3 protein-coding genes are annotated in these 1,501 nt (G+C 42.2%); all 3 read right to left on the bottom strand.

Going from position 1 to position 1,501, the window contains the following annotated elements:
• A partial coding sequence (locus ACP45E_RS21075; RefSeq protein ID WP_141707472.1) for a response regulator occupies window positions 1–619 on the bottom strand: 619 nt, incomplete at its 3' end.
• Window positions 620–668: 49 nt separating this feature from the next.
• The gene (locus tag ACP45E_RS21070) at window positions 669–968 is read right to left on the bottom strand and encodes an STAS domain-containing protein (protein WP_017036517.1); all 300 of its coding nucleotides are present in this window, start codon (window positions 966–968) and stop codon (window positions 669–671) included.
• Window positions 969–977: 9 nt separating this feature from the next.
• On the bottom strand, window positions 978–1,501 hold a 524-nt coding region (locus ACP45E_RS21065), incomplete at its 5' end, for a methyl-accepting chemotaxis protein (protein WP_141707471.1).

Below are 1,501 nucleotides of genomic sequence, written 5' to 3'. Positions count from 1 at the left end.
ACCGCTCTTCCGATCTATCCGCGACCATAACATAAGCCCCACCATGAGGACGATTAGCAACAATAATCAAATCCCCATTGAAAACGGTGGAGGGGGTTGAAATATAGTTCACGCCGAAAATATGGCTCGTTTGTGCACTCATTTCTTCCACTAAATTGGAAAAAATTGACTCTGATATTGAATAGTCATACTGGACTTGCTCGTGGAAATGGCTCAACTCGTCACGCTGACGAACGACTTCTTTATGAATTTTCACAATTCGGTAATGGGCTTGAATTTTGGCATGAATAACCGTGCGCTCAAACGGCTTTGAAATAAAGTCATCCCCCAAGTTAAGGCAACGTTCATAAGAGGTATTATCATCAAGAACAGTGAGAAATAGGATCGCAATATGAATGTTAGGGAAGGCTTCGCGAATCTCGATTGCGGTTGTGAATCCATCTTTCACTGGCATCATGACATCCAGTAATATGATGTCTGGCAGTGCCTCCATCTTTTTCATTGATGGCACAACATCTTCACCGTTTTCAAACGTATCAATGTGACTGGCTAAATCCTGTATCATACACCGACAGATTTCACGATTAGTCGCATTATCATCAACGATCATCACTCGCATAATGTCTTCCCTCTAAAACTGACTTTTCAAAAACTTCACCTAAAAATGATTAATCGATTTTAAATTTCTTATCAAACCTCGAGATGAGAAGAATTTTTTTTACTTGTGGAAGCGTGTTGGTGAGGGTGATTGAACCATCAGCTTGCCCCAAATAGTTTTGCATATTGAGCAGCATCCCCAACCCGGCACTATCGATATAGTCAACTTTGCGTAAATCCACAGTGAAAGAGTACTCTTTTCTGTCTGTGTAGCTTCGTCTAAAATCTTGCACCAAACTAAAACCAAATGCGCCTTCAATGACGATGGTGACTCTTTTAGAAGCGGTGTCTACTTGTGTTTCAACTGTCATATACTGTCCTCAAAATAATTCAACTTCGCCTTCATCAATACTAGACTGATTCGCTGCTGGCCCGCTGCGGTGTTTCGAACGCTGCAAGATATTGGACAACACTTCTCTTAGCATCGATGTCTCTTGATGGTTATCTAACGCAGCCATTATTTCTTTCAAATACTCAATGGATTCTTTTGCATAATCGCCTTGCTGCAGCACGATGTCGGCAAACTGTAATGCGCGTATGCCGTCTCCTACATGCCCGTTAAGCTCTCCTCCTAATTCTCTAATTTTATGCACTTCTTGCTCTATTTCGATATTGACTTGATGAACTCCCTTCAACATGTTGTCGACTTTTTCCTTTGATTCAATCGCAGCCGTCATGTCAATAGAGGCCATCTCGCCCACGGTGTCATTCGCTTCTTTGACGGTGGTTTGAGCAATGTTGATCTCTTTCTCTATCTTAGAATTGAGTTCTTCTGATTGTTTGGATAGATTTCTCACCTCTTGAGCGACAACAGCAAACCCTCGACCCGCTTCGCCCGCTCTAG

Source organism: Vibrio genomosp. F10 str. 9ZD137, assembly GCF_049974785.1.
Classification (GTDB): Bacteria; Pseudomonadota; Gammaproteobacteria; order Enterobacterales; family Vibrionaceae; genus Vibrio.
The sequence above is the reverse complement of the archived record's forward strand: the minus strand, read 5'-3'. Positions and strand labels throughout refer to the sequence as shown.

What these genes read in the sequence shown, in the direction of transcription:
- ACP45E_RS21070 (WP_017036517.1), bottom strand. Translation starts at nt 968, where the DNA reads ATGACAGTTGAAACACAAGTAGACACCGCTTCTAAAAGAGTCACCATC.